This window comes from Flavobacterium sp. AC274 (assembly GCF_979258275.1).
The window spans coordinates 3,442,235-3,466,578 of sequence record NZ_OZ409852.1 but is presented as its reverse complement, the minus strand read 5'-3'; the positions used below and the strand labels follow the sequence as shown (position 1 = coordinate 3,466,578).

The following is a 24,344-nucleotide window of genomic DNA, read 5'->3' as shown; positions in this document are numbered from 1 at the left end:
CAAAAATCAATTTAAAATTTATAATTAAAATTGAATTTTGCCATTGCCATTGAATTTTGAAATTAATTTTTGACATTGATAAAACAAAATATACTATGAAAATATCAGGGGCAGAAGCCGTTATAAGATGTTTATTAGCAGAAGGAGTAGACTTGGTTTATGGATATCCGGGAGGAGCAATCATGCCGGTTTACGACGAATTATATAAATTTCAGGACCAATTACACCACGTATTGGTTCGTCACGAACAAGGCGCAACACACGCAGCTCAGGGATTTGCAAGGGCTACAGGAAAAGTAGGAGTAGCAATTGCAACTTCTGGTCCGGGAGCTACAAATTTAGTAACCGGAATTGCAGATGCGCAAATCGATTCTACACCAATGGTTTGTATTACAGGTCAGGTGGGGAAACATTTATTGGGTTCTGATGCTTTTCAGGAAACGGATATTATCGGAATTTCAACTCCGGTAACAAAATGGAATTACCAAATTACGGAAGCTTCAGAAATTCCGGAAATCATTGCAAAAGCATTTTACATAGCACGTTCTGGACGTCCGGGGCCTGTATTGATTGATATTACTAAAAATGCTCAGTTTGATGAGTTTGAATTTAGTTACGAAAAATGTACTTCAATCAGAAGCTATATTCCGGTTCCGAAATTGAAATTAGATAAAGTTGCCGAAGCTGCAGCCATAATCAATAGCGCAAAAAAACCTTTTATTGTTTTTGGTCAGGGAATTATTTTGGGTCAGGCCGAAGAACAATTAAAAGCTTTTATTGAGAAATCAGGAATTCCGGCAGGATGGACAATTTTAGGACTTTCGGCTTTGCCAACAGATCATCCTTTAAACGTAGGAATGTTGGGAATGCACGGAAATTACGGTCCAAATTTATTGACTAACGAATGTGATGTTTTAATCGCTTTGGGAATGCGTTTTGACGATCGTGTAACCGGAAATTTAAAAACATATGCAAAACAGGCCAAGGTAATTCACTTTGAAATTGATCCTGCAGAAGTAGATAAAAATGTAAAAACAGAAGTTGCTGTTTTAGGAGATGTAAAAGAAGCTTTAAATGCTTTATTGCCTTTAATTGATGCCAAATCACATGATTTGTGGCATAATGAATTTAAGGAATTACATAAAATAGAAGTAGAAACGGTTATAAACGAAGAATTAAATCCAACGAATAACAAAGGAATTTCTATGGGAGAAGCCATGGAAATGATCAATAAACACTCAAAAGGTGACGCAATTATCGTTTCAGATGTTGGTCAGCACCAGATGTTTGCCTGTCGTTATGCTAAATTCAATACTACTAAAAGTAATATTACTTCAGGTGGATTAGGAACAATGGGATTTGCACTTCCGGCTGCAATTGGAGCCAAAATGGGAAGACCAGATCGTGAAGTTGTGGCAATCATTGGTGATGGAGGGTTTCAGATGACAATTCAGGAGCTAGGAACCATTTTTCAGACTAAAGTTCCGGTAAAAATTGTGGTTCTAAACAACGAGTTTTTAGGAATGGTACGTCAATGGCAGGAATTGTTTTTTGATAACCGATATGCATCAACAAATATGATTAATCCAAATTTTGTTGCTATTGCTGAAGGATATTATATCAAATCTAAAAAAGTAACCCAAAGAGAAGATCTTGACGCAGCCGTTGCAGAAATGCTGGCATCAAAAGATTCTTATTTCCTTGAAATTATGGTGGAAAAAGAAAACAATGTTTTCCCAATGATTCCAACAGGAGCTTGTGTTTCAGAAATTAGATTAAGCTAGGAAAAGTTTCAGGTTTCAGGTTTTTTTTGTTTCAGGTTGTAGAACTTGAAACCTGAAACCTGAAACAAAAAAACTAAAAAACAACATGGAAGATAAAACATTTACCATATCGGTATATTCAGAAAATAATGTGGGTTTGTTGAATAGAATATCAGGAATATTCTTAAAGCGTCACATTAATATATTAAGTCTAAACGTTTCAGAATCAGAAATAGAGAATGTTTCACGATTTATCATTGTAGTAAATACAACAGAAAAATGGGTTCAGAATATTGTTGGGCAAATTGAAAAACAAATTGAGGTTATAAAAGCATTTTATCATACAGATGAAGAGACTATTTATTTAGAAAATGCTTTATTTAAAATCGCTTCAAGTTTGTTGTTTGATGAGAAACAGATTCAGAATATAATTAAAGACAGTCAGTCTACAATTGTAACGGTTTCGCGAGATTTCTTCGTGATTTCAAAATCCGGAAGACGTTCTGAAATTGAAGAATTGTACGCTAAATTCAAACCTTACGGAATTATGCAATTTGTGCGTTCGGGAAGAATATCTGTTTCAAAAGAAAAAATGGAAATTTCAACATTATTAGAAGCCCTAAAATAGTATCAATTATAAATTACACTTATTAAATATTTAAAAGAAAATGGCAAATTATTTCAACACACTACCACTTAGATTACAATTAGAACAATTAGGCGTTTGCGAATTTATGGAGCAATCAGAATTTGCAGACGGAATTGCTGCATTAGCCGGAAAAAAAGTTGTTATTGTAGGTTGTGGTGCACAAGGTTTGAACCAGGGATTGAACATGAGAGACTCTGGTTTGGATATTTCATATGCATTACGTGCAGATGCAATTGCTGAAAAAGAGCATCTTACAAAAACGCTACAGAAAACGGATTTAAAGTAGGTACTTATGAAGAATTAATTCCAACTGCTGATTTAGTTTGTAACTTAACTCCTGATAAACAACATACTGCAGTTGTTACTGCAATTATGCCATTAATGAAACAAGGTTCAACTTTAGCTTATTCTCACGGATTTAATATTGTTGAAGAAGGAATGCAGATTCGTAAAGATATTACTGTAATTATGTGTGCTCCTAAATGTCCTGGTTCTGAAGTTCGTGAAGAATACAAAAGAGGATTTGGTGTACCAACTTTAATTGCAGTTCACCCTGAAAATGATCCAAATGGTGCTGGTTTAGATCAGGCAAAAGCATATGCTGTTGCAACTGGAGGTCACAAAGCCGGAGTTTTAAAATCATCTTTCGTAGCAGAAGTAAAATCAGATTTAATGGGTGAGCAAACTATCCTTTGCGGATTGTTGCAAACTGGATCTATTTTATGTTTTGATAAAATGGTAGAAAAAGGAATTGAACCTGGATATGCTTCAAAATTAATTCAATACGGATGGGAAACTATCACAGAAGCTTTAAAACATGGTGGTATTACAAATATGATGGATCGTTTGTCTAATCCTGCAAAAATTGAAGCTTACGAAATTGCTGAGGAATTAAAAGACATTATGCGTCCGTTATTTCAAAAACACCAGGACGATATCATTTCTGGAGAATTCTCTAGAACAATGATGATTGACTGGGCAAATGACGATAAAAATTTATTGACATGGAGAGCTGCAACCGGAGAAACTAACTTCGAAAAAACACCTCCAACTGATGCTCAAATATCTGAACAAGAATATTTTGACAATGGAGTTTTAATGATTGCAATGGTAAAAGCCGGAGTTGAATTGGCTTTTGAAACAATGACTGAAGCTGGAATTATTGAAGAATCAGCTTATTATGAATCATTACACGAATTGCCTTTGATTGCTAACACAATTGCAAGAAAGAAATTGTTTGAAATGAATCGCGTTATTTCGGATACAGCTGAGTACGGATGTTATTTGTTCGATCACGCTTGTAAACCGTTATTGGCTGAATACATGAAAAATGTTGAAACAAACATAATTGGAAAACCATTTTCGACTTCAAACGGAGTAGATAATGCTATTTTAATTGCTGTAAACAAAGAAATCCGCCAACACCCTATCGAAGAAGTAGGAGCATGGTTGAGAGAATCTATGACAGCAATGAAAAAAATTGGATAATAAATTGGGAATTACCACACAGTCGAATGTGATGGGATTTGCACTGTATCATTATTTTATGTAATATTTTGAATTAGTAAGCACTTATTAAAGAAAATTAGATATAGATGCATATTGCATTCACTTAACTTCGGTGAGAAAGTTAAGTGAGGCTAATCCCTAAATGAAGGGGCATGTTTAAAACTAAATATGCTTGTTGAAATTTCTGTTTTAATTAATAAAGCTGCTGCTATTTTCAAAATGAAGCAGAGTATTGTAATACAGAATTACAAAATTAATTGTTATTGAAATTGTTAAAATCAAAAGGCATGATATTTATTTATCGTGCCTTTTTTGTAAAATGCATTTTTAGTTCAAAACACATATTTTTATATTAAACACATAAAAAAGCTCTATTTTTTTTTTAATATGTGTTTTTAATTGATAAAATTTATGAATTAAATAATTTTAAGAATACGTCGATATTTAATACATTTATAAAAAAATTCCAAAAACATATGAGTTATTATAAAATTGAAAATTTAGAACAATATTTTAAACATTACAATAAGTCAATAAGGGAGCCGAGGAAGTTTTGGGGAAAAATAGCTGAAGAAAATTTTACCTGGTACCAACAATGGGATAAAGTAGTAGATTTTAATATGGCCGAAGCCGAAGTAAAGTGGTTTACTGAAGCTAAAGTTAACATTACCAAAAACTGTATTGACAGACATTTAAGCAAAAGAGGTGAAAAAACGGCAATTATATTTGAACCAAATGATCCCTCAGAAACTGCTTTACATATAACGTATAACGAATTATACGAAAGAGTATCAAGAATGGCGAATGTTTTGCGCGAGCAAGGTGTTCGTAAAGGAGATCGCGTTTGTATTTATTTACCAATGATTCCTGAATTGGCAGTTGCCGTATTGGCTTGTGCCAGAATTGGGGCAATTCACTCTGTTATTTTTGCAGGTTTTTCTGCATCTGCTGTTACAGCAAGAATTAACGATTGTGAATGTAAAATGGTAATTACTTCTGACGGTGGATACAGAGGAAACAAAACAATTGATCTTAAAGGAATTGTAGATGAAGCATTAGATACTTGTCCTACGGTTGAAAAAGTTTTGGTTGTAAAAAGAACTCAGACCGAAGTTAAAATGAAAGACGGTCGTGACGTGTGGTTACAGCCATTATTGGATGCAGCTATTGATAATAGTGTTGCAGAAATTATGGATGCCGAAGATCCTTTATTTATTTTGTATACTTCAGGATCTACAGGAAAACCAAAAGGGATGGTTCATACTACAGCTGGTTATATGGTTTATACAGCTTATACCTTTAAAAACGTATTTAGCCACGAAGAAAATGATATTTTCTGGTGTACTGCAGATATTGGATGGATTACAGGTCACTCATACATTTTGTACGGACCTTTATTAAACGGAGGAACAACCGTAATTTTTGAAGGTGTGCCATCTTATCCTGATTTCAGCCGTTTTTGGGATATTATCGAAAAACATAAAATCACACAATTCTATACAGCGCCAACTGCAATCCGTTCATTAGCAAAAGAAAGCTTAGATTATATTCAAAAATATCCTCTAAAATCACTTAAAGTTATTGGATCTGTTGGAGAGCCAATCAACGAAGAAGCCTGGCACTGGTTCAATGACCACGTTGGAGATAAAAGATGTCCGGTGGTTGATACCTGGTGGCAAACTGAAACCGGTGGAATCATGATTTCTCCGATTGCTTTTGTAACACCAACAAAACCAACATACGCAACTTTGCCATTACCGGGAATTCAGCCAGTTTTGATGGATGAAAAGCGCAACGAAATTGAAGGAAATCAAGTTGTTGGTAGTTTATGTATTAAATTTCCGTGGCCGGGAATCGCCAGAACAATCTGGGGAGATCACCAGCGTTACAAAGACACTTATTTCTCTTCTTTCCCTGGAAAATATTTTACAGGAGACGGAGCTTTAAGAGACGAAGTTGGATACTACAGAATCACTGGTAGAGTTGATGATGTTGTAATTGTTTCAGGTCATAATTTAGGAACAGCTCCTATCGAAGATGCAATCAACGAGCATCCTGCAGTTGCAGAATCTGCAATTGTTGGTTTCCCTCACGATATAAAAGGAAACGCATTATACGGTTATGTAATTTTGAAAGAAACAGGAGAAGTTAGAAATAAAGAGAATCTGTCTAGAGAAATCAACCAATATATTTCAGACCATATTGGACCAATTGCAAAACTAGATAAAATTCAGTTTGTTTCTGGTTTACCAAAAACACGTTCAGGAAAAATTATGCGTAGAATTTTACGTAAAATTGCAGAAGGAGATTTCTCTAATTTCGGAGATACTTCAACATTATTGAATCCTGAAATTGTAGAAGAAATTTCAAAAGAAAGAATTTCTTAATTCTGATCTTATTATAAAATAAAAAATGCCTCTTAAATTTAAGAGGCATTTTTGTTATAAGTCTTTCTTGGTCATCTTTGTCAAAGTTTTAAGCTTTGACAAAGATTTAGCACCAAAGCGTTTCTGTGTATTTTTTTGTCAGACTTAGCGATCCCTAGGCTTCGGAGAAGTCCCCGCAAAGTATTTCTATTTAGTTTGTCATTTCGAGGAACGAGAAATCACATGATTTATTCCGTTTCTAAAAGCGCCAATCTTTGTCGAATTTCTAATGTGATTTCTCGTTCCTCGAAATGACAAAAGCACCAAGTAAAAAAACTACTTAATTCCCAATCGAGATTTCAGCTTCAAAAACAAAAGTGCAATTCGATAAGCATCTTCAGAAGAAGAATTTCTGTCGCTTTTCGGAATTTTAAAAATTTCTCCTAAATCGTCTAAAGAAAATTGTTTGTCATTAATGTCTGTTAATTTACGATACATCATATCAACATCTAGTGCTTCATTTTTTAATCTTCCACAATCCAAACGTTCAAGAGCGCTGTTAAGCATTTCGATATCAAAATTAATATGATGGCCAACTAAAACAGCATTGCCTATAAAATTAATAAAAGCTTCGAGAGCAGCAGGCTCTTCCATTTTTATCATTTTACTGTCAATAATAAACTCATTAGAAAGCCCATTATCATGCAGGAATTTATATTGCAGCAAAACAGATTCAAAACTGTCCTTGATGACAACACCGTCGTCAACAACTGCAAAAGCTCCCAAAGACAGAATTACATCCTTATTCGGATTTAAACCTGAGGTTTCAGTAGATAAAACTACAAAACGGTTAGGCTTTGTTTCGAATTTGGTTAAATAATCCTTCCAGAAATCAGGATATTCTTTATTAATATTTTTAATCCAGTCTAACATACTTTATGAAAATTGCGTAAGTTGAAATTTGCTCTTGATTAATTCTTCAAGATCTTTCATTGGTGTTAGAGCATTTTTTAATTTCTCTCTATCTGTTTTTGATATTTCTTTTATATTGATATATTGCCCGGAATCATCATTTTTTAATCCTTCAACAGTTCTAAATTTTGATAAAGTTAGAAAAGCTTCGGCACAGCTTAAATATATTTCTGCATTTTTAGAATCTGTGATTGCTAATTGCTTGAATCTTAAATAAGTATTTTGAATTCCTTTTATGTTAGAATTTAAAATCAATAAACGCGCACCATCAATCAAAGGCATTAAAGCACGGGTTTTAATGTCAAATTTCCCTTTTTGCGGACCTTCTTCTTCAACAATAAATTTTTTGAAGAAACTCAAAGGAGAATTTCTTTTTAAAGCATCATTTCCTAAGAAATCAAAGAATAAAGTATTGTTAACTGCATTTTTGAAAATTACACCTTCAATTGCTTCTTCAATTTTTGGTTCACCAAAAACGATCTCATAATCAAAGAAAATACTACTCAAGTCATTACTGTTTTCACCTGGAGTATTCATCCAACTGTTGTATTGTTTTGTCCAGTCAGTCAATGATTTACACCATAACATATTGCTTCCCATATGTCCGTTAGGGCAAAGTTCATAACCTACTTTTTCAAGTATTGCAGTTGTTCTTTTTGCCAGCCTCAAAAAGTAATCTTTTACGTCTCTGTATTTCTCAGGCGTAACATCCTCAAAAACTAGAATACTATCCTGGTCTGTCAATAAAAGTTGCTCTTTACGTCCTTGACTACCAATGCTTAACCACGCAAATCGAGCAGGAGGTGAGCCTAAATCTAAAATAGACAATTCTACCGCACGTTTAATTATTGCCAAATTAATTTCACTGGCAATATTGCTGACATGTGAAAGCGGAATATTTTTTTGAATCGAATTTTGTATCAAATCAGACAAACGATCACGAATTTGTTTTAAATCTTTTGGAAGCTGCGAACGTTTGATTTCTTTAATCAAAACCCCTGGATTACTGGCCTGAGCTACAATTAAATCATGTTCAGAAATAATTCCCTTAACGGCAGATTTACTCGTTCCATCTTTGGTAACACATAAATGGGTTACATTGTGTTTTAGCATAAGCAGCTGTGCCTCAGCAAGCGATACGTTCTCTAAAACGGTAACAACCGGTGACGACATGATTTTGTCGATGGTTTCAGTAATAGGATAGCGACCTGTAGCAATTTTCGAAGATAAATCGGCATCTGTAACAATACCAATTGGGTTATTTTTTTCAGTAACTACAATATTATCTACCATAGATTCTGTCATTAAAATAGCCACATCTTTTACAATGCGGTTTGCTTCTGTTTTTAATGGCGAATTATTATAGGTAAGTGTCTGCAAATATTGCATTTCTGATTGCTGATCAACATAAAATGAAGTTTCAGAAGTCATTTTTCCGTTAGAACCCGAACTTTCTTTTGTATGTCTGGAATTTACAGCAAAATTTTCCAGTAAAAAATTTAGAACATCAGAATTATTGGCTACAAAAGGTCTGAAAACCGCAATAGGAATAGCATAAATAATGCTTTCTTCACGTGCTTTTGCAGTCATCATGTAGTTATTTTTGGCAAAAAACGGACGTAATCCAAAAATATTTCCTTCATGACATTTATTAATAATAGTTTCCTCGGCATCTGCAATTGTAGTCAGATTTATAACGCCCGAAGCCACAACATAAAAACTATCATGCAGAGGATCGTTATTTTCAAACAATACTGCGTGTTTCTCTAAATTGATAACACGAATATTACTTGCAATATCAGCTAATTCCTGAAAAGTTAAGTTGTTAAATGGCGGGTATTCTTTTAAAAAATCTGCAATATGCTCAGCAATTGTATTCATATGTTTGATAATTTTTTTAAAGTATCGAATGTAAAAATAATAAAATAAAACCTTACAATGAAAGCATCTGGATTAGAATATATTAAATATTAAAAATATGTTAATTTTTATTGATTTAAAGGGTTTTAAACGGTATTTTTTGTTTTTAATCGATAAAATTTAATGAGATTTTTGAGCAGAATTAAAAAGAAAAGAATGTGCCAAAATTTAAATTGTAATTTTTGAAGTTTTAAAACCTTGAAGTGGTTTTTGTAATTTCTGATTTGTTTTAAATCTAATTTTAAAAACTTACATTATTGTGAAGTTACAAGAAGCAGAGTTTTATTAATGAAAAGAAGTTTCTATAATGAGTTGATATGGAGTGGTTCTTGAAAAAGTCTATTTTACATAATATAAATTATAGGTCAAAAAGAATTAAGGTAATAACAACCTTTAATCGTATAATTTGCTTAAAATCAATTCTTTTGGAACTAAGTCAGATCCGCCTCTTTTTTCGAATTGAATACGTTCTTCACTCACAAAAAGAACTGCACTGGCCGATGAACCATTTTTAGTTTTCATACTAATTTGAGCTTTTTCCCCAAGCACATAAACATATCCGGTAACTTCCATAACGCCGCTACTCAAATTTGCATCATCACTAATCACTTCGGCAGTTCCATAAATCTTGTTATTAGATTGCGCCAGATTAATTTTAAAAATATATTTTTTGCTGCAGTCTTTGCAATTTTCAGTGCTCCAGGTTCCGGTGAATTGATTTGATTGTGAAAATGCTGAAAAAGAAATAAATAATATAAAATGGATAATTTTTTTCATAAGAATAAAAACTTTTGAATAATCATTTTCAAATATATAAAAAAAGCATCCACGGTTGTGGATGCTTTAGATTCTTGTGAAGAAAAATTTTATTTAAGTTTTTTCAAATAAACTGATTTTCCGTTTAAAGAAACTTCAATTTGATTCGTTTTTTCAGAAAAAGTTGTTCTTAAAGCATTTCCTTTAAAAATTTGAACATCACCATAGACTTTTCCAGTTTCATCAGAAATGTATTCAAATAATAATTTTTTATTATCTGGCTCAATTCCTAATCTGTAGCTTGAAAATTTAGATGTTGTTAAATTGAATTCTTGTTGTGTATCAATAATCTTTCCATCAGCATAAAAATTGGTAACTGATTTATTTAAAGTGATATCAGGATAATATTTATTTACTTGTTCAAGTAATGCATACTGCGCTGGATTTGCATCTTCAATTTTTGTTGTAATAGATTGTGCAAATGACATTGTTGTAAAAATTAAAGCAAATAATAAGGAGAATTTTTTCATAATTTTAGTTTTTAATAGTTATTGTTTCAAAACAATTTTGAAACCTTACATAATAACCACTTTTTTCATAAAAAGTAATTAATATCTATAACAAGGTAGTAAATATTTATCTTTGCACGAAATTAAAAGCAACATTTTAAGAAAATGACAACAAAAAAATATATTAAGCTCATTCTGATTTTAGGTTCTCTAACTGCACTTGGTCCTTTTTCGATCGATATGTATTTACCTGGATTTTCAGGTATTGCAAAAGACTTACATACAACTGTAGCTAAAGTTTCAATGAGTTTATCCAGTTATTTTATTGGAATTTCTGCCGGACAATTGCTTTATGGTCCATTACTGGATCGTTTTGGGCGTAAAAAGCCTTTATTTATTGGTTTACTCGTTTATATTATAGCTTCTTTAGGATGCGTTTATGTAACAGATATTGATGCTTTTATATTTTTACGTTTTATTCAGGCAATTGGTAGTTGTGCTGCAACTGTGGCTTCAGTTGCTATGGTGCGCGATTTGTTTCCTGTAAAAGACATTCCAAAGGTTTTTTCATTATTAATGTTAGTTCTCGGGCTTTCGCCGATGTTAGCGCCAACAATTGGAGGTTATGTTACCGAAGATTATGGCTGGCATACTGTATTTTTTATCCTAATGTGTATGGGAATTGCTATTTTAATAGCTGCACAAGTTGGTTTACCAAATAGTTTTAAACCAGATACTTCGATTTCATTAAAACCTAAACCAATTATAAATAACTTTTTAAAAGTGCTTAAAGAACCGCAATTTTATACTTATGCATTTACAGGTTCCATCGCTTTTTCGGGCTTATTTACTTATGTAGCGGCCTCTCCTATAATTTTTATGGATATTTATCATGTGGACGCTAAAACATACGGATGGATTTTTGCTTTTATGTCAGTAAGTTTTATTGGTTCAAGTCAATTGAATTCTGTTTTATTAAAGAGATTTTCGAGCGAGCAAATGATTTTTGGAGCTTTAATTGCTCAATCTGTAATAAGTATTGTTTTCCTGATACTGGCATTAAATAATCTTTTAGGTCTTTATGAAACTAGTATAATGTTATTTTTATTCTTGGGTTGTCTGGGAATTTCAAACCCAAATACTGCCGGACTTACAATGGCGCCATTTGCCAAAAATGCCGGAAGTGCTTCGGCCTTAATGGGCGCTATTCAATTAGGATTGGGAGCTTTAGCTTCTTTTGCAGTTGGTGTTTTTGTAAAAAATTCTGTTGCCCCAATGGTTATTATCATGACTGCCACTACAATTATAGCCTTTATCGTTTTAAATATAGGAAAACGTTTTATAAAAGAAAAAGTAGAAATTTCTGGTGACGATGATATTGTTGTTGGACATTAAATTTTTTAAAATTCCAATTTTAAAATTCCAAATTCCAATTGTAGGTGTGATAAAAATGACAAACTGAAACTAAATAAAAAGGCCAGAATCTAAGATTCTGGCCTTTTTATTGGGATTTGGAATTTCAAAAATTTGGAATTTAATTCAAATTTATTGTCTTTTCTCTGGTCTGATAATCATTCTAAGAGATTGATCTCTTGCAAAATAAGCTACCATCCAATTCCAAAATGTATTAATTCTGTTTCTGTACGTTATCAAAGAAATTAAATGGATAAACAACCAAATAACCCAGGCAAAAAATCCATTGAAATGCCATTTCGGACTTGGTAAATCTACTACGGCTTTGTTTTTACCAATAATTGCCATTGAGCCTTTATCATTGTAAACAAACGGTTTAAGCTGTTTATTTTTAACTGTTGCTTTAAAATTCTTGGCTAAATTTAAACCTTGCTGAATCGCAACCTGCGCCACTTGTGGATGTCCGTCAGGAAAATTTTTATCTCCGGCCAAAATTGCGGTATCACCAATAGCATAAATATTTTCGAGTCCGTTCACTTTATTGTACTGATCTGTGGCCATACGACGACCACGTCCATAACTTTCTTTCGGAATTCCTTCAAAAATTTTAGCTGAAACTCCCGCTGCCCAAATTAAATTCTTGGTTTTGATGGTGTCTCCATTTTCAAAATGAACCGTATCATCCACATAATCAACAACTCTGGTGTTTAGTTTTACTACAACGCCTAGTTTTGTAAGTGCTTCAAGAGTATCTTTTTGAGAATCTTTACTCATTGGCGCCAACAAAGCATCTCCTCCATCAACTAAATAAACATTACTGGCAGAAGTCTCTAATTCAGGGTATTCCTTAAGCAGGATGTTTTTTCGCATTTCGGCAAACATTCCCGAAACCTCTACTCCTGTTGGTCCTCCTCCGGCAACCACAATTGTCAATAATTTACGACGCTTGCGAATATCTTTGGTAATAGCAGCTTTTTCAAGATTTTTAAGCAATGCATTTCGCATTTCGATGGCATCATTTAAGGTTTTCATCGGAATGGCGTTTTTCATCACGTTTTCCATACCAAAATAACTTGTTTCAGCGCCTGTGGCAAAAACAAGATAATCGTATGTTAATTCGCCATTATTTAAAATTATTTTATTTTCGGCAGGAACTACAGAAAGCAGTTCTCCCAAACGAAATTGTAGATTTTTTTTACCGGCAAAAAACTTTCTGAAAGGATAACTAATACTTGATGGTTCTAAAAAAGCAGTAGCAACCTGATATATTAAGGGTGGAAAAAAATTATAGTTATTTTTATCTACAAGTGTTACTTGTATTTCAGGCTGATTAACAAGTTCTTTTGCAAGATTTATGCCTGCAAAACCGCCTCCTATTATGACTATATTCATATGTATTTTTATTTAAGTAGGATTTATGAGTACAATTGTTTCTGCTTATAGCAGTTCTATAAATTTAACATTATAATTCCAAATACAAAAACCAATTTTGAGTTTTCTGTTAAAAAATTATGGAATTAATTGGTCAATTTAAGTTTCATCATAAGGTCGGTTTGCTCATCATCACCTAGTTTAAAAATGTGTTTGTCAAATTCTACAAAACCATTTTTTTGGTAAAAATTTAAGGCTCTCCCGTTTTCCTCCCAAACGCCAAGCCACACGTATTCAGCGCTTTTTTCTTTTGCAATTTCAATGGCTTTGTCGTAAAGTATTTGTCCGACTTTTTTTCCGTGAAATTCTTTTGAAACATAGATTCTCTCAATTTCAAGAGCTTTGTTATCTTTCAATTCTGTTTGAGAATCTCCAAAGTTGACTTTTAAATAGCCAATTACTTCATTTTCAAGTATAGCGAAGTAAAATTCAGAATCTTCATTGGTAAGTTCGGCAGTTAGTTTTTCATATGAAAATCCTTCATCCAAATAGGCTTCTAAGTTTTCTTTAGAATTATGTTCAGAAAATGTTTCCTCAAAAGTTTGTCGGCCAATCTTTTGTAAGTCATCAATTTCGTTAATCGAAATTTTTTTATAATAATATTTGCTGCCATTTCAATCGTATTTTATAGTTCAAATTGTCATTTGCTCATAAAAATACAACATAAATTGGCTAAATCAAGTTATCGAAATATTACTTTTTGAATTTTTTAACAGGTTTTTCTGCGACTTCAACTTTGTTCTGTAAAACGTAATTTGCCATTAGTTTTTCAATTAATTCATCCTTAGTAAGATGGTGAAAAACTGTTTTTACATTCGTTTTTAAATCTGCTGAAAGATCGTGATTTGGTTTTGTTTTGAAGATTTGTTTTGCCCATAAAAGCATATTATTTTCTTCTAAACTTACTGCTGAAGGTTTTTGGAATTTAGTAAATTTAATTCCTAATTCTTTTTCAAATTCCGGAATTTCAACTGTTTCTTCCTCTTGTAAAACCGTTAAAGAAAGTCCCTTTGCTCCTGCCCTTGCGGTTCTTCCACTTCTGTGAACGTAGTTTTCATAAGTATCAGGCAAGTGGTAATTTACCACATAAGATATTTCTTTTACATCTATTCCTCTCGCAGCCAAATCGGTAGCGACCAAAATATTAATATGTCCTTCACGAAATTGTTCCATAATTCTATCACGAATTCCCTGAGATAAACTCCCGTGAAGCGCTCCGGATGAAAAACGATTTATAGCCAGATTTTTAGCTAATTTATTTACTGCAGCCTTTGTTTTACAGAAAATAATTCCGCGCTCGCCATCTTTTGAGTTTAAAAAATGCATTAAAACATCTAATTTTTCAATTGGGTCAACCACAATATATTCATGATCAATTTCTTGGTTACCAACAGTTTCCATATTGGCACTAACCTGAACTACATTTTTATTTAAGTAATTCTGAATCAATTGTTTGATTGTTCCCGGTAAAGTTGCTGAAAACAATAAAGTGCGGTGTTTTTTAGGAAGTTCAGCAACAATTTCGTCTAAACTTTCTTTTAAGATTGAAACCATTTCATCGGCTTCATCCAAAACTAAATATTCTGTTTGTTTTAAATCAATTGCTTTACGCTGAATCAAATCGATTAAACGTCCCGGTGTTGCAACAACAATATGTGTTGGCTTTGTAAGGCGTTCAATTTGTGGCTTAATGGGGATTCCACCACAAGTTGAAGCTATAGAGATATTCGGAATATGTTTTCCGAAATCATCTAAATTTCTAAAAATTTGTTGTCCAAGTTCTCTGGTTGGCACCAAAATAATAGCCTGGACAATTGGTAATTCTGTATCAACTAATTGCAATAAAGGCAATCCGAATGCGGCTGTTTTTCCCGTTCCGGTTTTGGCTAAACCTACAACATCATGAATTTCATTTAAAAGAAGCGGAATTGTTTTTTGTTGAATTTCTGTTGGTTCAACAATGTTCAACTCGTTTAGAGCTTTTAAAATTGGTGCTGAAACTCCTAATGATGAGAATTGTTTAGACATTTTTTAGTTTTGTTTTTATTGTTTTTTTGTTTCAGGTTTCAGGTTGTTTTTCTTTGAGAATAATTTAACCCCAAAGCAAACTTGAAACCTGAAACCTGAAACTTTTTTAACCTTCTTCCTATCAATCCGGTTCGTTCATGATTTTTTCACGGTATTTTTTACCGATTAATAAAGTCATATTCTTTTTGTAATCTTCAACCAGCCATTCGCGGTAGTTTTTACTGCATTGGCTTAAGCATTTTGCATAACGTTTGATACGGCATTCTATATCATCATCCAATTCTTTTCCTAAAGATTTTGCTTCTTGTAAAGTTTCGGTATTATCAACACACATCGCCGCATGTTGTTCTAACGATTTGTCTAATACTACTTTAGAGCGTAAATTTTGTTTGATAATAAGTTTATGTTCTTCATCAACATCAAAAGTAACTTCAGCAGTTTTACTGAATTTAGCTCTTAATTCAGGTGGCATTGTATATTTAAAATATAATTCGATTTCTGTATCGTCACGTAAATTCTCCAAATAAAATTCAGGTGATTTAAAGATATGCTGCCAGTTTACCGGTTCGCTCCACAAACCAAAACGCGCTGCATTATTTCCCAGATCAATAACCGTAAATTCATCTTTACCAGGTAATTTACGAGATCCACGACCAATCATCTGGTAGTATAAAGTTAACGATTTTGTTGCTCTGTTTAATATAATAGTTTCTACGGTTGGCTCATCAAAACCAGTTGTTAAAATTCCAACCGAAGTTAAAATTGCATCCGGAGTTTTCTTAAACCAGGCCAAAATATCTTTACGTTCTTCAGAACTGCTTGTGTTATCAAGGTGTCTGATGTCGTAGCCCGCTTCTCTAAAAGTTTCATATACATATAATGAAGTATGAATACCATTGTTGAAAATCAGGGTTTTTTTACCTAATGAACGCTCTGTATAAGCATGCAGTAATTTTTCCTGCATGATCGTATTGGTATACAAATCATCAGAAGATTTTACGGTATAATCTCCATTAATACCTACTTTTAATGATGTTAATCCCACATCATAACTGTAGGTTGTAGCGCGCGCCAAAAATCCTTTGTCAATTAATGAGCTAATTGTGTCTCCCACAATAAGTTCATCATAACTCTGGTGCATTGGTAATTTTATATTAGAACTCAAAGGTGTTGCTGTTACTCCAAGAATAAAAGCATTTTTGAATGAGTTTAATAATTTTCTAAATGAATTGTAATGCGCCTCGTCAATAATAACCAAACCAATATTGTCAAGATGTAATTTCTCGTCATTGATACGGTTTTTTAAAGTTTCAACCATCGCCACAAAACATGAATAATCGTTTTGATCAGGCAGTTCTTTTACTTTACTATTGATGATTTTATTAGAAACACCAAAGCCTTTCAACATTTTTGAAGTTTGCTTACAAAGTTCTATACGGTGCGTTAAAACAACTACTTTTTTATCATTATTCGCTAAATAACGACGAACGATTTCAGAAAAAATTACAGTTTTTCCTCCACCTGTTGGTAGTTGATACAATAAATGATGTTGAGCTGGAGCATTGTCTAAACGTTCAAAAATGGCGTCGATATCGCCTTTTTGGTATGCATAAAGTTCTTTTTTCTCTTCTCTTTCTATTTCTAAAGTGTTTTGAGACATTGTTTATTTTTGGATTTTTGCAAAAATACATCTAAAAAACAGTTATCCATCCTATTTTAATTTAAAATAAATGATTTTTTTTAATAAGATTTTTTATGAGAAGTGTTTTTATAAGTCGATTTTGTCAAAAATTATCTCAAAATCGTATTTGTTTTTCCATTTTTGTTGAATAGTTTGCTGTTGGATCGCAATTATTCTTGTTTTAAATTCATTCAAAATTCCATTCGAAATAACAAAATTTAACGCTTGCTCAAAAGAATTAAACATACTTTTGTAAAATAATTCCTGCTTAATAAAATTATTAGATGAGAAAGTTTGCGCTATTTCGATATTATACAACATCAAATCGGCAATAATAAACGAATCAACACCTAATGAAATAAAATGTTTGATAATTTTTTGCGCAACAGATCGCCTCATTTTTGCTTTAGGACGCCATTTTGCATTTGGCTTTTTTACAGGGAAATATTCGTGCGAAATTTTGACTTTGCTTTCCTGCAATAATTTGTCTTCTTTTGGATTAAAAGCAAAATCATAATAGACTTTTACCGGACTAAATTTCTCGTACAATTCGATGATTTGTTCCTCAAGTTGTTCTTTATTTAAATCTGCTAAATATTTTTTTAAATCACGCTTGCTCATTATCAAAGTTTAAGGTTACAAAGTTAAATTACTTTTAGCATTCATACTCTAATAATCAACCATAATACTTAATTTTGCCGGATTAAATTTAAAAACCAAATATATGCTCAAGATTTTTAAGGTTACCGCAATTTTAGAAGGAATTTCCTATTTAGTTTTATTCGCCAATATGCTTATCATTAAAACAAACAATCCTGAACTTTATCATACATTATTACGTCCTTTAGGAATGACTCACGGCGTATTATTTATCGGATATATAGTGTTGGCTTTTTTACTGAAAAAATCTCAAAACTGGGATTTAAAAACTTTCGGAATTATATTGATTGCTTCACTTATTCCGTTTGGAACTTTCTATATCGAGAAAAAATATTTAGCAAATAATGCATAAACCTTTGGATAAAATATTCAACTTTTTATATCCGCTTTTTCGGGATTGGGGAATGAGCCGCAATTTTGCGTCCTACACTAGTCTTGTTTTTAATATTGCCATTATGGTGGCTTTGGCGTATGCCATATATTATCTTGCCAAGTTCGTTTTGGTTACGCTTACGGCGGTTTTTGCCCAGCGTACCAAAACCAAGTTTGATGATTATTTGGTTCACAATAAAACCACAAAATATACCGCTTATTTAATTCCGTTTTTCTTTATTTATAAAGCTGTTCCGATTATTTTAGATAAATACGATTATTGGGAAGGTCTTTTTGGGAAAATAGTTGGTGTTTACATCGTTTTGATCACTTTATGGATCATCAGAACAATTTTTAATTCGTTACGGGATTATTTAAAACAAAAACCGGAATACAGCGATAAACCTATTGACAGTTTTGTACAGGTTATCATGATTGTGCTCTGGATTTTTGGTGTTGCACTTATTATTTCGACTTTATTCGGAATTAAAAAAGGCGAATTACTGACTATTTTAGGGACACTTTCGGCAATTATTATCTTGATTTTCAGAGATACTATTTTAGGATTTGTTTCCAGTGTTCAGGTTGCTATAAACGACATGGTTCGTATTGGCGACTGGATTACAATGGATAAATTTGGTGCCGATGGCGATGTTATCGAAATCAATTTAACGACTGTAAAAGTTCGAAATTTTGATAATACTATTACCACGATTCCAACATATGCCTTGAGTTCAGATTCGTTTCAGAACTGGCGAGGCATGCAAAAATCTGATGGAAGACGTATTAAAAGGCATGTTTTGATAAAAAGCAGCAGCATTCGTTTTCTTCATAATGAAGATTTGAATCAGATGAAAAAAGTACAGCTCATTTCATCTTATATAGAAACCAGACAGGCCGAAATTGAGAAATACAATGCTTTGCACGGTGTTGATAAAAGCCTTGCACTGAACGGTAGAAACATGACTAATTTAGGTTTGTTCCGAAAATACATCATGCAATATCTGGTAACGCATCCTGGTTTAAACAAAGACATGCATATTATGTGTCGCCAATTACAATCGAGTGCGCATGGAGTTCCGTTAGAAATTTATGCTTTTTCGAGCGACAAACGCTGGGCAAATTACGAATATATTATGGCTGATATTTTTGATCATGTAATGGCTTCGGTTATTTATTTTGATTTAGAAATTTTCGAATTGCCATCGCAAATTGGACCTTTAGATTAAATAAAAGTTTCAGGTTTCAAGTTTCAGGTTGCTTTACTTTGAACTAAGGTCTATACGTATATAGTAAACCCGACAGGTTTTTAAAACCTGTCGGGTTTGTCATTTATAGAACTTGAAACCTGAAACGTGACACCTGAAACTACTCTTTTTTCACTTCTTCAAAAATAAATTTTGGATCGTTAAAACTCAGGGTTCCCTGAATAAAGCAAGGAAGATTCATGAAAGTGCCAATGACACCATTTCCAAGTAGTAATTTATTTTCTTTTTTAAGCAAAGCCAATGGAACTCTTTTCCAGCTTCCTCCGTTAGAAATATAATGAAAATCTCCCGTTAAAGTATTTCCTTTTATATCTCCTCTTACATCGCCGGAATCTTTTCCTGTTTTGTAATACGATATTTCATAACGTCCGTAAAAACGTTTATCACTTATACTAATGTCTAAAGTTGCTGTATCGCTGCCACTTACAGCCCGATAAAAAGCACGATTATATTTATCTTTTTTCTCCTTAGAGTTACAGGAAATTAGAAAAACGAACAACAAGCAAACGATTAAAAGTTTTTGAAACATTTTGAGTATTTTTTTTCGGTTAAAATCTTATAATAAATTAAAGTTAAGCTTAAATAAACTTATGTGGATTAGTTGGTAAAAAATTAATTATAATGAGTTTCGTGTTTTATTTTTTTAAATTTAAAGAAAAAACATGGCAGATAGAGACACTTTTTTAAAAGAATTAAGGGGAGAAACTTTAGGAACTGTAAGTGCTCAATCTTCGGCAGATGAGTTGTTTCAAAATCAGACGATTAGGCCTATTTTAAAACTCCAAAATGATTTGTTTATTGCCGTTTTTATCAACTACGTAAACAAAAACAAAGCTGATTTTTATTCGTACACAGTCGAAAAGAAATTACAAACAATTGAAAACTCCATTCAAAAGGATATTAAATTCCGTAATTCTTTAAAAGGAATTGTTATGGCACTTTTTACCATTGAAGAATACGATACTTATATTCAAAATTCATCAAGTCTAAACAAAAGAATGATGAATTTATTAATTGACCGATTGAAAAGTCAGATGCAATTGTTTGAGTTGGAATCGAATTCGAAGTAACCTATAAAATGATTAAAACAGCTTACCATTACTTATTTTATAGAACTTACGAAGTTATTTTAAAAACCAATCAATCTTCTTCTGAATCATCTTCAGCAAGATTGTTATCTATATTATTTTTTATAAATATTTTCACAGTATACTTCTTCCTTTTTAATAGTTACCGCACAATTTCTTTTTATGTTTTTATCATAATTGGAGTTGGTTTATCGATCTTAAATTTATGGTATTTTAATAATGTTCGGCACAATGATATTATTTCTGAATTTAAAAATTATAAAGTAAAATTAGCATACAAATATTTAGCCGATAGTTATCCTTATCTATCAGGTTTGTTTTTTTTAATTTCTATCAGGGTTAATTTTAGTACAATTCTTTATTATTCCGGAATAATTGTTTTGATAAAACTAATTTCCTATTTCTGGAAAGCTTAATTTTATATGATAAATATATATAAATGTTTACCAAATTCAGAAATAAATTCCCGATAAGCGACGAACGCTGGATCGAATATACAAGCTATTTCAATCGCCTTGAAGTTCCTGCAAAAACAACACTTTTAGAAGAAGGCGAAGTTTCAAAAAAGCTATTTATCATAGAAAAAGGTTGTATCAGAGTTTGGTTTAACAATAACGGAAAAGATCTTACGACGCAATTTTTCTTCGAAAATCAAAGTGTAGCTTCTATTGAAAGTTTCATAAAAAAGTTTCCAAGTCCGGTGTTTATTGAAACCATTGAGCCATCTGTAATTTGGTGGATTTCTAAAAACGATATGGATAAAATTCTGGAAGAAGTAAAAGAAATTCCGGAGTTAAGAGATCGTTTCATCGATATGATTTTTCAGCGTACATTTGATTATATCAGACATTTTGTTTCATTTATAAAAGACTCCCCTACTCAGCGTTACCTTACTTTAATTGAAGAAAAACCTCAAATTATACAACGTGTTCCTCAACATTATATAGCTTCCTATCTTGGTGTAACTACGGTTCATTTAAGCCGAATAAAAAGCAAATTGGTTCATAAAAAATAGAGAATTTCAACATACTATTTTACCATATAAGTTATATAAGTTCATTTAAGCTTGACTTATAATTACTTATATAACTTATATGGTTTAAAAACATAGCACTTGTATTTATTTGATAACAAATGTTATCGTCGGTACACAAACTGCTATCTAATTTTGCATCATAAAATTAAATAATTATGAAAGCAGCAGTAGTTTATAAAAAAGGAGAAATGCCAAAATATGCAGAAATTGCAGAGCCAATTGTACAATATGAAAATCAAATTCTAATTTCGGTTAAAGCCGTTGCAATTACCAATCTTGATAAAGGAAAAGCCAGCGGAGCACATTATTCATCTGAAAAAGAGAGTCAAAACGGTTTTGTAGTTGGCAGTGACGCAATTGGTTTACTGGAAGACGGAACAAGAGTTTATGCCCGCGGAATTAGTGGTACAATGGCTGAAAAGGCAATTATTGATAAAAATATATTTGTACCATTGCCGGACGGAATTAGTAATGCAATTGCGGCTTCAATGCCTAATGCTGTTGCAGGTTCAGCAATGGCTTTAAAATTTAGAGCTCAAATTAAACCTGGTGAAACGGTTTTAATAAACGGGGCAACCGGGTTTACAGGTCAAATGGCGATTCAGATTGCGAAACATTATGGAGCAAAAAAAATTATTGTTACAGGAAGAAATGAAAAAACACTTCAAAGTCTTTTAGAATTAGGCGCTGACGAAGTTATTTCACTTAAAAAAAACGATGAAGATTTTATTGCTCAGCTAAAAGCAATTCACTTAAATACGCCTATAGATATCATTCTGGATTATTTGTGGGGACATCCGGCAGAATTGATTCTTTCTATTTTAAAAGGAAATGGAGCATTCACAAACAAAGTAAGATATGTAACTATTGGAGGAATGGCCGGTGATACAATTCAATTGTCATCAGGAATTTTAAGAAGCGTCGATCTACAGTTATCAGGTTCAGGTTTAGGAAGCTGGGCAAAAGAAGAAGTCAAATTATTGTTTTCAGAAATTCTTCCGGAAATGTTTCTTCTGGCAGCTCAAAATAAACTTAAAGTAAATATTGAACAAGTAAGTTTAGTTGATATTGAGAAAATATGGAATGCAGAAAATATTGATGGACAGCGATTTGTAGTAATTGTCTAAAAGAAAAAGGTTTGATGAAAGTAATTTTATCAAACCTTTTTTAATTAAGTTTTAGAGTATCCCTTTAATTTACATTTACTTCAAAAGAAACTGTATCATTTATTACTGTTTTTTCTTTATCATTAAATTTATATTTAACTATAGCCCTTATATTATTAATTCCTTTTTTAGTTAAAACTTCTTTCACATCAATAGCTGTTGTTGAAGTTTCTGTAATTATTCTTTTAATCTTGGTATTACCAATATCAAGATTTTCTATTTTAAAACTGCGTTTGGTATTAGGTATGTTTGCTATTAAATAATTATGTTTTAGAGTGTCTCCAACTTTTAAAACTTGATTAATTTTTATTTTAAATCGCTCTTTGTGTGCTATTTTATATTGATATGTTTCCATTAATGGATAACCTTCGTAACTTTTTACATTACTTTGCTCATCAAAACGAACAATAAAGGCTGATTTTCCAAAATCATCGTATGATGTATACCGCTCAATTTTTCCATTTCTATAATTAAAAATTGTCTCAATCGATTTGTTATTATTTCTCTTATCTATACTCTCTATATTTCCATTATCAAAATAAAAAATAATAGGACCTATTGATTTCCCATTTTTATATACGCCGGACTTTATTTTTTCTCCATTATATTTACGAACTATATATTTTCCATCTAAAAGAGTATCTTCATTTTTAATTAAATATTCTGAAAAAACAATTTCTTTATCTTTTGGAAAATATGTTTTCAGTACACCTCTTTTTTCATTTTCTTTTTTACAAGAATAAAGTAAAAATCCAAATAGCACAAATAAAATAAAGAATTTACGAACGTTTTTCTTTTCTATTTTAATCATTTTTTTCTGTTTTAATAATTATCCCATTAACTGATTTTTCTGTCTTTTGAAGAGTATTATTTGTACCTCCATAATAAAGAGTTGTTGTAGTGTCATTTTTTATTTGTTTAAATTCCTCCTTTTGTTCTTTTACCTCTCCATATATAGTTTTAGTAGCATTTGCACCATTATCAACAGCATTTATTCCATCATCCACTTTATTTTCATAGGTTGGTCTTCCTCCATTGGTTCCTTTTCCTTTTGATGTACTTCTATTTACCTCAAAACCTAGTATTGCAATAAGAGCTTCAAATGCTCCTCCAAAATCAATCCATTGTACATTTCTTCCTCCTGTGCGCAATGAACTTGGATCTTGATTATTTCCTCCATCAGAAAATGAGATTCCGTTACCTTTGGGAAATGAGTTTCTTTTGCTAAAATCATAATGTATTTCTCCGTTGTAAGTTATTTGTTTAGTATCTCCATCGAGTAATAATCTATCACCATTAGTAAACGTTTTTCCCCAAGTATGTCCTAAATTAGAATAGCCATCAATTTCAGCATGCCCATCAAGCCAAATTATTTGCCCTGTTATTTTATTTCGATACCAGTCAAATGGGCATTCTCCATAAAGATTAGCCAATCGCAATAAATCATTATTACTATATTCCTCTGTATTATAGCTTTCAGTTTCTTTCAATGATCTGTTAAAAAACAAATTTTGATTAAAATCACTAGTTTTTCTGGCATCTAGCATTTTCTCCAACACGCTTTTTGTTTCCCATATATCGTTTTTCAAAAAATCTTCTCTATCAAATGGGTTTCTTTGTTTTTTGCCTCCGGATTTAAAATTTCTAAACATGTATATTTTTGTAAGTTATTACTTAATTTTTTTACAAGTTTAGAAATAAAATATTTGATAATACCAATATTAGGTGATTTTATGTATTTTCAAAATTAGAAAGGG

At 32.0% G+C, this 24,344-nt stretch carries 22 protein-coding genes and 1 pseudogene; 11 read left to right on the top strand and 12 right to left on the bottom strand.

The window, feature by feature from the left end:
* Nucleotides 1–95 precede the first annotated feature (95 nt).
* The 4 genes and pseudogenes from ilvB to acs all read left to right on the top strand — a co-directional run bounded on the left by ilvB (nucleotide 96) and on the right by acs (nucleotide 6,308).
* Nucleotides 96–1,784: a biosynthetic-type acetolactate synthase large subunit gene (gene ilvB, locus ACZZZT_RS15475; RefSeq protein WP_463461052.1), complete on the top strand. Its 1,689-nt coding sequence runs from the start codon at nucleotides 96–98 to the stop codon at nucleotides 1,782–1,784.
* A gap of 85 nt (nucleotides 1,785–1,869) precedes the next feature.
* Entirely contained in the window at nucleotides 1,870–2,391 is a 522-nt protein-coding gene (gene ilvN, locus ACZZZT_RS15470) for an acetolactate synthase small subunit (protein WP_463461051.1), read from the top strand.
* Nucleotides 2,392–2,431: 40 nt separating this feature from the next.
* Nucleotides 2,432–3,900, top strand: a pseudogene (ilvC, locus tag ACZZZT_RS15465) (ketol-acid reductoisomerase).
* Nucleotides 3,901–4,397: 497 nt separating this feature from the next.
* Nucleotides 4,398–6,308, top strand: coding sequence for an acetate--CoA ligase (gene acs, locus ACZZZT_RS15460; protein WP_042567002.1), 1,911 nt, complete (start codon nucleotides 4,398–4,400; stop codon nucleotides 6,306–6,308).
* A gap of 315 nt (nucleotides 6,309–6,623) precedes the next feature.
* Here the strand turns inward: acs and ACZZZT_RS15455 are convergent, their stop codons facing one another.
* The 4 genes from ACZZZT_RS15455 to ACZZZT_RS15440 all read right to left on the bottom strand — a co-directional run bounded on the left by ACZZZT_RS15455 (nucleotide 6,624) and on the right by ACZZZT_RS15440 (nucleotide 10,465).
* Nucleotides 6,624–7,220 carry a 3'-5' exonuclease gene (locus ACZZZT_RS15455; RefSeq protein ID WP_042567001.1) on the bottom strand — a complete coding sequence of 199 codons (597 nt, stop codon included), beginning with the start codon at nucleotides 7,218–7,220 and terminating at the stop codon, nucleotides 6,624–6,626.
* Between the two features lie 3 nt (nucleotides 7,221–7,223).
* Nucleotides 7,224–9,140, bottom strand: coding sequence for a DUF294 nucleotidyltransferase-like domain-containing protein (locus ACZZZT_RS15450; RefSeq protein ID WP_463461050.1), 1,917 nt, complete (start codon nucleotides 9,138–9,140; stop codon nucleotides 7,224–7,226).
* Nucleotides 9,141–9,572: 432 nt separating this feature from the next.
* Nucleotides 9,573–9,956: a hypothetical protein gene (locus ACZZZT_RS15445; RefSeq protein WP_463461049.1), complete on the bottom strand. Its 384-nt coding sequence runs from the start codon at nucleotides 9,954–9,956 to the stop codon at nucleotides 9,573–9,575.
* 89 nt (nucleotides 9,957–10,045) lie between these two features.
* A complete protein-coding gene (locus tag ACZZZT_RS15440) occupies nucleotides 10,046–10,465 on the bottom strand; it encodes a hypothetical protein (protein ID WP_073394192.1) in 420 nt (139 codons plus the stop codon).
* A 144-nt stretch (nucleotides 10,466–10,609) separates the two neighbouring features.
* Between ACZZZT_RS15440 and ACZZZT_RS15435 the strand changes: the two genes are divergently transcribed.
* Complete coding sequence (locus ACZZZT_RS15435; protein ID WP_463461048.1) at nucleotides 10,610–11,839, top strand: multidrug effflux MFS transporter; 1,230 nt, start codon at nucleotides 10,610–10,612, stop codon at nucleotides 11,837–11,839.
* A gap of 150 nt (nucleotides 11,840–11,989) precedes the next feature.
* Here the strand turns inward: ACZZZT_RS15435 and ACZZZT_RS15430 are convergent, their stop codons facing one another.
* The 5 genes from ACZZZT_RS15430 to ACZZZT_RS15410 form a co-directional block, all read right to left on the bottom strand.
* Nucleotides 11,990–13,249 (bottom strand): NAD(P)/FAD-dependent oxidoreductase, encoded by a 1,260-nt coding sequence (locus ACZZZT_RS15430; RefSeq protein WP_463461047.1) that lies wholly within the window; start codon nucleotides 13,247–13,249, stop codon nucleotides 11,990–11,992.
* Between the two features lie 125 nt (nucleotides 13,250–13,374).
* Nucleotides 13,375–13,875: a GNAT family N-acetyltransferase gene (locus ACZZZT_RS15425; protein ID WP_463462444.1), complete on the bottom strand. Its 501-nt coding sequence runs from the start codon at nucleotides 13,873–13,875 to the stop codon at nucleotides 13,375–13,377.
* 106 nt (nucleotides 13,876–13,981) lie between these two features.
* Nucleotides 13,982–15,316 (bottom strand): DEAD/DEAH box helicase, encoded by a 1,335-nt coding sequence (locus ACZZZT_RS15420; protein ID WP_463461046.1) that lies wholly within the window; start codon nucleotides 15,314–15,316, stop codon nucleotides 13,982–13,984.
* A 121-nt stretch (nucleotides 15,317–15,437) separates the two neighbouring features.
* Nucleotides 15,438–16,976 carry a DEAD/DEAH box helicase gene (locus tag ACZZZT_RS15415; protein WP_042566993.1) on the bottom strand — a complete coding sequence of 513 codons (1,539 nt, stop codon included), beginning with the start codon at nucleotides 16,974–16,976 and terminating at the stop codon, nucleotides 15,438–15,440.
* 108 nt (nucleotides 16,977–17,084) lie between these two features.
* Nucleotides 17,085–17,618, bottom strand: coding sequence for a DUF6155 family protein (locus tag ACZZZT_RS15410; protein ID WP_463461045.1), 534 nt, complete (start codon nucleotides 17,616–17,618; stop codon nucleotides 17,085–17,087).
* A gap of 103 nt (nucleotides 17,619–17,721) precedes the next feature.
* Between ACZZZT_RS15410 and ACZZZT_RS15405 the strand changes: the two genes are divergently transcribed.
* Nucleotides 17,722–18,009 (top strand): DUF3817 domain-containing protein, encoded by a 288-nt coding sequence (locus tag ACZZZT_RS15405; RefSeq protein WP_042566991.1) that lies wholly within the window; start codon nucleotides 17,722–17,724, stop codon nucleotides 18,007–18,009.
* On the top strand, nucleotides 18,002–19,258 hold the full coding sequence (locus ACZZZT_RS15400) for a mechanosensitive ion channel family protein (protein WP_463461044.1): 1,257 nt from the start codon (nucleotides 18,002–18,004) through the stop codon (nucleotides 19,256–19,258). The genes ACZZZT_RS15405 and ACZZZT_RS15400 overlap by 8 nt, the downstream gene beginning before the upstream one ends.
* Nucleotides 19,259–19,397: 139 nt before the next feature.
* Here ACZZZT_RS15400 and ACZZZT_RS15395 read toward each other — a convergent pair whose 3' ends face one another.
* On the bottom strand, nucleotides 19,398–19,826 hold the full coding sequence (locus ACZZZT_RS15395) for a hypothetical protein (protein ID WP_073394199.1): 429 nt from the start codon (nucleotides 19,824–19,826) through the stop codon (nucleotides 19,398–19,400).
* A 133-nt stretch (nucleotides 19,827–19,959) separates the two neighbouring features.
* On the opposite strand from ACZZZT_RS15395, the gene ACZZZT_RS15390 reads away from it, so the two are divergent.
* The 4 genes from ACZZZT_RS15390 to ACZZZT_RS15375 all read left to right on the top strand — a co-directional run bounded on the left by ACZZZT_RS15390 (nucleotide 19,960) and on the right by ACZZZT_RS15375 (nucleotide 22,548).
* The gene (locus tag ACZZZT_RS15390; RefSeq protein ID WP_463461043.1) at nucleotides 19,960–20,367 is read left to right on the top strand and encodes a glyoxalase; all 408 of its coding nucleotides are present in this window, start codon (nucleotides 19,960–19,962) and stop codon (nucleotides 20,365–20,367) included.
* An 8-nt stretch (nucleotides 20,368–20,375) separates the two neighbouring features.
* Nucleotides 20,376–20,801 (top strand): hypothetical protein, encoded by a 426-nt coding sequence (locus tag ACZZZT_RS15385; RefSeq protein WP_463461042.1) that lies wholly within the window; start codon nucleotides 20,376–20,378, stop codon nucleotides 20,799–20,801.
* Between the two features lie 23 nt (nucleotides 20,802–20,824).
* Nucleotides 20,825–21,400 (top strand): Crp/Fnr family transcriptional regulator, encoded by a 576-nt coding sequence (locus tag ACZZZT_RS15380; RefSeq protein ID WP_463461041.1) that lies wholly within the window; start codon nucleotides 20,825–20,827, stop codon nucleotides 21,398–21,400.
* Nucleotides 21,401–21,576: 176 nt separating this feature from the next.
* Nucleotides 21,577–22,548, top strand: coding sequence for a quinone oxidoreductase family protein (locus tag ACZZZT_RS15375; RefSeq protein ID WP_463461040.1), 972 nt, complete (start codon nucleotides 21,577–21,579; stop codon nucleotides 22,546–22,548).
* A gap of 64 nt (nucleotides 22,549–22,612) precedes the next feature.
* Here ACZZZT_RS15375 and ACZZZT_RS15370 read toward each other — a convergent pair whose 3' ends face one another.
* A complete protein-coding gene (locus tag ACZZZT_RS15370; protein ID WP_463461039.1) occupies nucleotides 22,613–23,398 on the bottom strand; it encodes a toxin-antitoxin system YwqK family antitoxin in 786 nt (261 codons plus the stop codon).
* The gene (locus ACZZZT_RS15365; RefSeq protein ID WP_463461038.1) at nucleotides 23,391–24,239 is read right to left on the bottom strand and encodes a hypothetical protein; all 849 of its coding nucleotides are present in this window, start codon (nucleotides 24,237–24,239) and stop codon (nucleotides 23,391–23,393) included. The genes ACZZZT_RS15370 and ACZZZT_RS15365 overlap by 8 nt, the downstream gene beginning before the upstream one ends.
* Nucleotides 24,240–24,344: the final 105 nt, after the last annotated feature.

What these genes read in the sequence shown, in the direction of transcription:
- ilvB (WP_463461052.1), top strand. Translation starts at nt 96, where the DNA reads ATGAAAATATCAGGGGCAGAAGCCGTTATAAGATGTTTATTAGCAGAA.
- ilvN (WP_463461051.1), top strand. Translation starts at nt 1,870, where the DNA reads ATGGAAGATAAAACATTTACCATATCGGTATATTCAGAAAATAATGTG.
- acs (WP_042567002.1), top strand. Translation starts at nt 4,398, where the DNA reads ATGAGTTATTATAAAATTGAAAATTTAGAACAATATTTTAAACATTAC.
- ACZZZT_RS15455 (WP_042567001.1), bottom strand. Translation starts at nt 7,220, where the DNA reads ATGTTAGACTGGATTAAAAATATTAATAAAGAATATCCTGATTTCTGG.
- ACZZZT_RS15450 (WP_463461050.1), bottom strand. Translation starts at nt 9,140, where the DNA reads ATGAATACAATTGCTGAGCATATTGCAGATTTTTTAAAAGAATACCCG.
- ACZZZT_RS15445 (WP_463461049.1), bottom strand. Translation starts at nt 9,956, where the DNA reads ATGAAAAAAATTATCCATTTTATATTATTTATTTCTTTTTCAGCATTT.
- ACZZZT_RS15440 (WP_073394192.1), bottom strand. Translation starts at nt 10,465, where the DNA reads ATGAAAAAATTCTCCTTATTATTTGCTTTAATTTTTACAACAATGTCA.
- ACZZZT_RS15435 (WP_463461048.1), top strand. Translation starts at nt 10,610, where the DNA reads ATGACAACAAAAAAATATATTAAGCTCATTCTGATTTTAGGTTCTCTA.
- ACZZZT_RS15430 (WP_463461047.1), bottom strand. Translation starts at nt 13,249, where the DNA reads ATGAATATAGTCATAATAGGAGGCGGTTTTGCAGGCATAAATCTTGCA.
- ACZZZT_RS15420 (WP_463461046.1), bottom strand. Translation starts at nt 15,316, where the DNA reads ATGTCTAAACAATTCTCATCATTAGGAGTTTCAGCACCAATTTTAAAA.
- ACZZZT_RS15415 (WP_042566993.1), bottom strand. Translation starts at nt 16,976, where the DNA reads ATGTCTCAAAACACTTTAGAAATAGAAAGAGAAGAGAAAAAAGAACTT.
- ACZZZT_RS15410 (WP_463461045.1), bottom strand. Translation starts at nt 17,618, where the DNA reads ATGAGCAAGCGTGATTTAAAAAAATATTTAGCAGATTTAAATAAAGAA.
- ACZZZT_RS15405 (WP_042566991.1), top strand. Translation starts at nt 17,722, where the DNA reads ATGCTCAAGATTTTTAAGGTTACCGCAATTTTAGAAGGAATTTCCTAT.
- ACZZZT_RS15400 (WP_463461044.1), top strand. Translation starts at nt 18,002, where the DNA reads ATGCATAAACCTTTGGATAAAATATTCAACTTTTTATATCCGCTTTTT.
- ACZZZT_RS15395 (WP_073394199.1), bottom strand. Translation starts at nt 19,826, where the DNA reads ATGTTTCAAAAACTTTTAATCGTTTGCTTGTTGTTCGTTTTTCTAATT.
- ACZZZT_RS15390 (WP_463461043.1), top strand. Translation starts at nt 19,960, where the DNA reads ATGGCAGATAGAGACACTTTTTTAAAAGAATTAAGGGGAGAAACTTTA.
- ACZZZT_RS15385 (WP_463461042.1), top strand. Translation starts at nt 20,376, where the DNA reads ATGATTAAAACAGCTTACCATTACTTATTTTATAGAACTTACGAAGTT.
- ACZZZT_RS15380 (WP_463461041.1), top strand. Translation starts at nt 20,825, where the DNA reads ATGTTTACCAAATTCAGAAATAAATTCCCGATAAGCGACGAACGCTGG.
- ACZZZT_RS15375 (WP_463461040.1), top strand. Translation starts at nt 21,577, where the DNA reads ATGAAAGCAGCAGTAGTTTATAAAAAAGGAGAAATGCCAAAATATGCA.
- ACZZZT_RS15370 (WP_463461039.1), bottom strand. Translation starts at nt 23,398, where the DNA reads ATGATTAAAATAGAAAAGAAAAACGTTCGTAAATTCTTTATTTTATTT.
- ACZZZT_RS15365 (WP_463461038.1), bottom strand. Translation starts at nt 24,239, where the DNA reads ATGTTTAGAAATTTTAAATCCGGAGGCAAAAAACAAAGAAACCCATTT.